Source organism: uncultured Microscilla sp., assembly GCF_947493425.1.
GTDB lineage: Bacteria > Bacteroidota > Bacteroidia > Cytophagales > Microscillaceae > Microscilla.
The window spans coordinates 1-7,598 of sequence record NZ_CANLRP010000265.1; the positions used below are offsets into that span (position 1 = coordinate 1).

Here is a 7,598-nt window from a genome sequence, read left to right on the forward strand (position 1 = left end):
CCCGCAATAATAAGGCACTTGAATAAATGGATGCGCATTACCTTGGTTTGGTTTAAGTAGTTGGTTTTGAGCTTTAGCTTTTTTGTTCTTCGAGTAGCTTAGCCTTTAGCCTTTTTGTTCTTCGAGTAGATTAGCCTTTAGCTTTTTTTGTTCTTCGAGTAGATTAGCCTTTAGCTTTTTTTGTTCCTGGCTTTTGGGTTTTGTTGGCCTTTAGCTGTTAGCTTTTAGCCTTTTTGTTCGTGGCCTTTAGGCTCTGTTGAACTTTAGCTGTTAGCCATTAGCCATTCGCTTTTTCTTTATCTTGGGTATCAACTGGATATACCCATCTCAGCAGTTGACTTTGGACACTTTTAACAAGAAATATTTTGAAAATGTGGAAAGGCAGGCAGTAGTTGTTCAAAAATAGTCATTTTAAGCAGATTTACCCGACTGATTCGCCTTTGAAACTGTCGGGGTAAGATTTATTTATCTTTTTTAGTATTGCGTCGTGTAGGTACTTTCCATTCTTGACCTAAATCATCTAATAAGTCAATGAAATGTTGGGCAAGCTTGCCTTCTCTGAACTTCTTCCGTTGGCTGTAGAGCCAGTCACACAAGGGTTTATTTTTGTCCCCAGGTATTACAAAATGTCCATGGGTATTTTTAAAATCTTTGAGTAATTGATATTTGCCCATCCATTGTCTCCTTAGAGCTTGTTTGGAGTTCATTCTTTGGCGTCCTAGTGCGACTTTGACTAGCAGTACTTTGTTATATTTTTCGTCAATAGCGCTGCTATTCACTCAAAATCTAACGCATACTACTAGCAAATTCATCACAACTACTCTCAAAAACGAAAGTCCAAACAAGCTCTTATATATGTGCTCTTGCCCCCCCAATCAAGGTCTAGTCCTTCTTCTAAACGGGGGTGCTTTTCCTCTCGCCACTCCACGCCAAGTTTATCTAATAATTCGACCCGCGAAGAGGACAGTTTTCCTTGCTTAAACCTACTACGTTGACCAAAAAACCACATTCTTAACGACTTGAGCGACCGATCGCTTTGGGGGATAATAAAGTGCCCATGCTTGTTTTTATACCCCTTTAACTCCTTATATTTCACCATCCATTTTTCCTTTGCTCTTCCTGCTTCTTGTTGCCAATCAAAACCTATTTTGTTTAACAGTTCGAGGCGATGAGGGAGCAAAGATACCTTCATTAAACGCTGGGTACGTATCCACAAACCAAGGGATTTAGTACTTGGGTCTTTTAGGCTTGGAAAACAATGCCCTTGTGCTTCTTTGTATACACATAGCTCTTCATAAGATTTCATCCATACGTCTTCTAAAACTGACCAGACAAAACCTACCTTCTCTAACTGAGTGATTTGATCTGGTGAAAGAATATTTTCTTTGTATTTTCTTCGCTGTTCCTTCACCCAATTTACTAAACCTGACCATTCTTCTATATCACTGGTGGCTACATTGCAATGACCGTATTTGGTTTTAAATTCTAATAACTGCTCATAACGAGCCTCCCAGGAAAGCACAGTTTGTACCTGTAACACCCAGGAAAAACCAATGGCTTCCAACTGTTTCACTTTACGCGCCGAAAGTTCTCCTTTTTTATAATGCCCACGTTGCGCTCCTACCCATTTGGCAAGACGTGGGTCCTCAATCCAACTGTGGGGCACATCTGCATGACCATATTTATTCTTAAAAGCCACTAGCGGAACAATTTTAACCTAGGCAAGGGTCAGAAAATTTTGTAAAAGGCTTTTCCTAAAACACTTAAAAAAAATAAAATAAACATTTGAAAGCCAACACCTTGTATTCTATCAGTCATTTTACTTAACTTTATATTAAAAGAAGCAATTCATTTATGAAGCAAACACCCAAAACAGTGCAGGCTTATGCTTTATAAGTGCCAACAATTGTAACCTTAGCTTATAGCAATGACTGAAAAAAAATACCCTTTGCAAACACCTGAAAGCTCTCAAGTAGAAGAGGCACCCACCCACTATCACCTCACCACAAGAAACCATGTGTACCCCAAAAATATGATCTTGTATGGCCCCCCGGGTACGGGTAAAACCTATCAAACGGTGAATTATGCCTTGGCAATGATTGAGAATAAAAGTTTGGAGGAGCTGGCAGATGAACCCAGGGCTGACCTTCTCAAAAGATTCAATGCTTATAAAGAAAAACTTCAGATTGCTTTCATTACTTTTCACCAAAGCTACAGCTACGAAGATTTTATCCAGGGCTTGCGCCCTAATACCAATATGGGTACCCTGCATTTTGAACGCCGCGATGGTATCTTTAAACGTATGGCAGACCGCGCCCGCAAAAACTTTGACACCTTTAGTCAGCAACAGGTGTTTAAGAAAAAATTTGAAGACTTGCTCAATGAGCTACTCATTAAAAACATAGATCCCGAAACAGAGGAAATTGAAGTGTACCTCGATAGTTCACACCGCATTTATCAGTCTATTATCATTTTTGAGATGACCGACACCACGTTGTTTTACAAGCGACGCACTAAACGCGACATTATCAAAAATGAGTCTAAGGAGATGAATATCGATATCTTGAAAAATATTTATGAAGATGCCACTTTTGTAAAAGATGCCATCAATCAGAAATATTATGAGGCAGTAGTGCAAGCAGTAAGGCAATACGAAGAAAACCACAAACCAGAAAAAAGCCTGCAACAACTCCAGAACTATGTGGTGATTATAGATGAAATTAACCGGGCAAATATTTCACGGGTATTTGGCGAACTTATTACTTTGATAGAACCCGATAAACGTTACGGCTCAGACAATGGACTATCGGTTACTTTGCCTTCCGGCGAAAACTTTACCGTGCCTGCCAACTTGTATATTTTAGGTACAATGAACACTGCCGATCGCTCTATCGCCTTGATTGACACGGCTTTGCGCCGAAGGTTTGTGTTTGAAGCCATCTACCCTGATGCTTCGCTGATAGCAGACGAAGAAGTGCAGAAAGTATTCAAAGATTTGAACGAAAAAATTTTACAAGAAAAAAACTCCCCTGATTACCTGATAGGACAAGCTTTTTTTATAGGCAAGACAATGGAAGATTTGCCACAAGTATTCAACTATCAATTGATTCCTCTCTTGCTGGAGTACTTCCCCAACCGCCGTGATACCATCTTGAGTATTTTGCAAGGCATAGCATTGCCGGTAGAGGAGGTAAATTACCAAATAAAGTATAAAGAGGCCACCAACTGATTTTGATCATTTATTCAAGAATGGTGAAAACAACTGATTTGTATAAAAAATAAAGCCTTTGGTAGAAAAAAAAAGCAAGTCAGTAAGGAATAGAGTATCTTTTGGGTATCTCAATGATGATGCAACAACCTTAAATACAATGGAGGAGAATAATTTTTCGGATAAACTAAACCGCTATTTTTATACATTTTTTAGTGACAAATATCGCATTACCCATCATTTTTTGTTTTGGATTGCTTATTTGTTGTTCCACCCTATCTTTTTGTTTGATTTAGACAATTTTGCCCAAAGCTTTTCGGAGTCTAATCTGTCGAATGAGTTGCCCTGGCTTTTGCTACACGTAGCTATAGATGTAGCCATGGTGTATACCAACTTGTATGTGTTGGTACCTACCTTTTTGATGAGAGGGCAAGTGTTGCAATACCTTATTTTTTCGGCTTTGTTTATTGGTATCAACGATTTGGCTACCTACCTTGCTACTTGGTTGGACTTTACCCGTGAAGGGGACATTACCTTTGTCACTCACTCGCACTCGGCTTATTATATTATCAATATTTTGTTTTTGGGCACAGCAGTATCACTTAAATTTTTTAAGACCTGGCTCAAAAACCAACAAGAAATAAGGCACCTGGAGCGTGCCAATCTAGAGACAGAGCTTGATTTTTTGAAAACACAAATCAACCCTCATTTTTTATTTAATACCCTCAACAATATTTATGTGCTTACCCGTATCGATGCCGAACGAGCGTCTAAGAGCTTGCTTATGCTGTCAGACCTGATGCGTTACCAGCTATATGATTGCTCAAAAAAACAAGTGGCATTGAAAGATGAAATTACTTATATCAATAATTTGCTAGATCTGGAAAAAATAAGAAAAACCAACGCAAATATAGATTTTAAGGTCAATGGAAAAGTAAATGGGCAGATGCTTTCTCCGTTTATTTTTGTACCTTTCGTAGAAAATGCCGTCAAACATGGGTTAAATGTAGCAAGCAATCCGTACATCCATATAGAAATGAATGTGCACAAAGAAGAAGAAGCCCTCGATTTTGTGATTGTAAACTCTAAAAAGCCACAGCCAAACAATCAACCCAAAGACCCTAACAGTGGCATTGGATTGGTCAATGTGCGTAGAAGGTTGGAACTGCTTTACCCTGGCAAACACGAGTTGGACATTCAAAACGACGAAACCGTTTTTAAAGTGACTTTAAAATTGAAATTATGAAGTGTATTATTGTAGATGATGAACCGCTGGCACGGGAAGGAATGAAGTTGAACATACAAGAATTGCCCTCGCTTGAGCTGATAGGCTCTTTTGAGAACGCGATGCAAGCCAATGATTTTTTATCTAAAAATGAGGTAGACCTCATGTTTTTAGACATTCAAATGCCTGAAGTCACCGGATTGGATTTTCTGAAAACCCTGAACCTCAAAAAACCTCCCTTTGTGATCTTAACTACGGCTTATCCACAGTTTGCCCTGGAAGGCTACGCCCTCGATGTGATAGACTATCTGGTAAAACCCATCTCTATGGATAGGTTTATCAAAGCGGTAAACAAGGTAGATTATTATTACAAACTAAGAGAACAAGCCAGTACTGATGCTACTCCTGCTGCTGCCAATACTGACAAAACCTCTGACTCTCCGGTAGGCTCTGACAATGCCGACATAGAAGACTATATTTTTATACGTGCCGACCGAAAATACATGAAGGTATTTTTTCGCGAAATAAACTATGTGGAGGGGCTCAAAGATTACGTGATTGTGTATACTGATACCCAAAAAATAGTAACGGCAATGAACATCAAAACTATTGAAGGACAATTGCCTTCTAACCTTTTTATAAGGGTGAGTAAGTCTTACATTATCAACATGCAACACATCAAAGCGGTAGATAACAACTTTGTGACTATTAAAGAAAAAGAGGTACCCATTGGTAAAGCGTTCAAAGACAATTTCTTGAATAATATTGTAAACAAACGTGTGCTGAAAAGATAGTAGTAAAACAATATTAGCCTACCTACCAGGTTTTGAGAAACCTGGTAGGTATAAAAGATGCCACTTGTTGATTTAAAATCAGCCTATAGCAACAATACTACTCTGCCTATTAACCCTTTCTCAGACTAAACTTGTGACAATAATCATCTAATTGTTCAAAAAAATATTGATGCTTTCAAAAACTAATCTATCTGTTGGCGTGTTTTTATTGGGTAGTGTACCAAGCAACGCTTGTGCATTACAACCACTATTAACTATATCACTAAACCAAAAAGCGTAGGATGAAAACTCACGAATTATCACAAGGTAAAATGCCTGTATTAGGATTGGGCACCTGGAACTCTCAACCAGGAGAAGTATACCATGCAGTAAAAGAGGCAGTGAAAATGGGGTATCGCCATATAGACTGTGCCTCTATTTACCAAAACGAAGCAGAAATAGGCAAGGCATTGAGCGAATTATTTGCCGAAGGCGTCGTAAAACGTGAAGATTTATGGATCACGTCGAAGCTCTGGAACAACGCCCACGCACCCGATGATGTACAGCCCGCGCTGGAAAAGACCCTGAAAGACCTTCGGCTTGGTTACCTGGACTTGTACCTGATACATTGGCCTGTGCCGATTAGAAAAGACATTGTAATGCCCAATACACCGGCCGATTTTGTAAAACCAGACGAAGCGTCGCTCACCAGTACCTGGCAAGCAATGGAGCAGCTGGTGGACAAAAACCTGGTGCGCAATATTGGGGTAAGTAATTTTAATGTAGAGCGTTTGCAAACGCTACTCGACCAAGGAAGCATAAAGCCTGCGGTCAACCAGATAGAGCTTCACCCCTATTTGCAACAACCAGCAATGCTTGATTTTTGCCAGCAAGCAGGCATTTACCTGACTGCTTACTCGCCGCTGGGCTCTAAAGGTCGTCCGGATGGAATGAAGGCAGCCGATGAACCTGTGTTGCTCGAAGATGGTACCATAGGCGCCATAGCTCAACAACACGGGGCTACTCCGGCGCAAGTGCTCATTGCCTGGGCTATTCAACGGGAAACAATGGTGATACCCAAGTCGGTAAACCCTGCCCGAATGAAACAAAACCTGGAAGCTGCTTCATTGACATTGACCCAAAAAGACATGCAAGAAATTGCTACGCTTGACCGTCACCGTCGTTATGTAGACGGTACTTTTTGGACTACACAAGGGAGCCCACATACACTTGAAAACCTGTGGGGTGAACCTGTAGCGCAATAAGTTAACAACCACTCGTTTGACGAAAGCCTACCAGAGAAATTAACTGGCAGGCTTTTTTGTATAGATTTCCTACACTTTGTCTTCTTTTTGTCTTCTCATTTTCTTTCTTCGTGCAGTATATATACGTACTTCTATTTTGGTAAGTAATCAGTTGCTTGTTTGATTCTGTTTTTTTTGCATTTGCGATTAAAAGTTTGTTCGGATATTATTTGTTTTTGTTTAATATTTTGTACTTTGGATTTATGGATTTGAGAGATTTAGCCAATCGTTTTGAAGCACTGGACAAAAGTTTTGAGCTCCTCAAAGAGGAGAACTTAAGCTTACGGGCAGAGAATGCCTCTCTCAAAGAAGAACTCAAAAAGCATCAAACTAAAAAAAACAGTAATAACAGTTCCATTCCACCAAGCCAAGACGAAAATCGTCCGAAAAAAAACCAAAGCTTGCGTAAACCCTCTGGCAAAAAACCGGGTGGGCAAAAAGGACGAGAAGGCAAAACTCTTGAAATGACAGCAACTCCTGATAAGATAGTAGAACTCTATCCTCATCATTGCGTTGATTGTGGTACTTCTTTAGGTGGTTTGCCTGCGGTTGCTGCACAAGTTCGTCAGTCTGTAGATATTCCACCTGTTGCAGCTGTTTTCACTGAATATAGGACATTCAGCAAAGTATGTAATTGTGGATGCAACACCACCACAGGCTTTCCCGAAGGAGTAACTACCCCAGTGAGTTATGGTAGTCGTATTGAGGGACTGATCAGTTATTTTCACGCACGTCAATACTTGCCATTTGCCCGCATGCAGGAAATGTTTAATAACGTTTTCAACATTGGTATTAGCGAAGGTGGTCTTCATTATTTATTGAACCGTTTTGCAAATAAAGTAACCCCTGTTTACGAAGCCATCAAGGAAAAGGTTCAAGCAAGTAAAGTGGTCGGTTCAGATGAAACCGGAGGAAAAGTAAATGGTGAAAAACATTGGTTTTGGACTTGGCAAACTCCCAGGTTTACGTTCATAACCCATTCAGATAACAGGGCTGGCAACACAATAAAGGAGCATTTTCCAGGTGGATTTCCTCAAAGTGCTTTGGTGCATGATGGTTGGAAACCACAAATTAACACTGAGGCAAAA

6 protein-coding genes and 1 pseudogene are annotated in these 7,598 nt (G+C 39.9%); 5 read left to right on the forward strand and 2 right to left on the reverse strand.

The window, feature by feature from the left end; translation table 11 throughout:
• Positions 1-461 precede the first annotated feature (461 nt).
• Together Q0954_RS31845 and Q0954_RS31850 are read right to left on the reverse strand one after the other, a co-directional pair.
• Complete coding sequence (locus Q0954_RS31845; protein WP_299465325.1) at positions 462-707, reverse strand: helicase associated domain-containing protein; 246 nt, start codon at positions 705-707, stop codon at positions 462-464.
• Positions 708-823: 116 nt separating this feature from the next.
• A complete protein-coding gene (locus Q0954_RS31850; RefSeq protein WP_299465328.1) occupies positions 824-1,699 on the reverse strand; it encodes a helicase associated domain-containing protein in 876 nt (291 codons plus the stop codon).
• A gap of 228 nt (positions 1,700-1,927) precedes the next feature.
• Here Q0954_RS31850 and Q0954_RS31855 point away from each other — a divergent pair, with 228 nt between their 5' ends.
• The 5 genes and pseudogenes from Q0954_RS31855 to Q0954_RS31875 all read left to right on the forward strand — a co-directional run.
• Positions 1,928-3,229, forward strand: a complete 1,302-nt coding sequence (locus Q0954_RS31855) for an AAA family ATPase (RefSeq protein ID WP_299465331.1) — start codon at positions 1,928-1,930, stop codon at positions 3,227-3,229.
• A 139-nt stretch (positions 3,230-3,368) separates the two neighbouring features.
• Positions 3,369-4,454 carry a sensor histidine kinase gene (locus Q0954_RS31860; RefSeq protein WP_299465334.1) on the forward strand — a complete coding sequence of 362 codons (1,086 nt, stop codon included), beginning with the start codon at positions 3,369-3,371 and terminating at the stop codon, positions 4,452-4,454.
• Complete coding sequence (locus Q0954_RS31865; protein ID WP_299465337.1) at positions 4,451-5,227, forward strand: LytTR family DNA-binding domain-containing protein; 777 nt, start codon at positions 4,451-4,453, stop codon at positions 5,225-5,227. The genes Q0954_RS31860 and Q0954_RS31865 overlap by 4 nt, the downstream gene beginning before the upstream one ends.
• 281 nt (positions 5,228-5,508) lie before the next feature.
• A complete protein-coding gene (locus tag Q0954_RS31870) occupies positions 5,509-6,471 on the forward strand; it encodes an aldo/keto reductase (protein ID WP_299465357.1) in 963 nt (320 codons plus the stop codon).
• Positions 6,472-6,716: 245 nt separating this feature from the next.
• Positions 6,717-7,598 (forward strand): annotated as a pseudogene (locus Q0954_RS31875) (transposase); the annotation flags it as partial.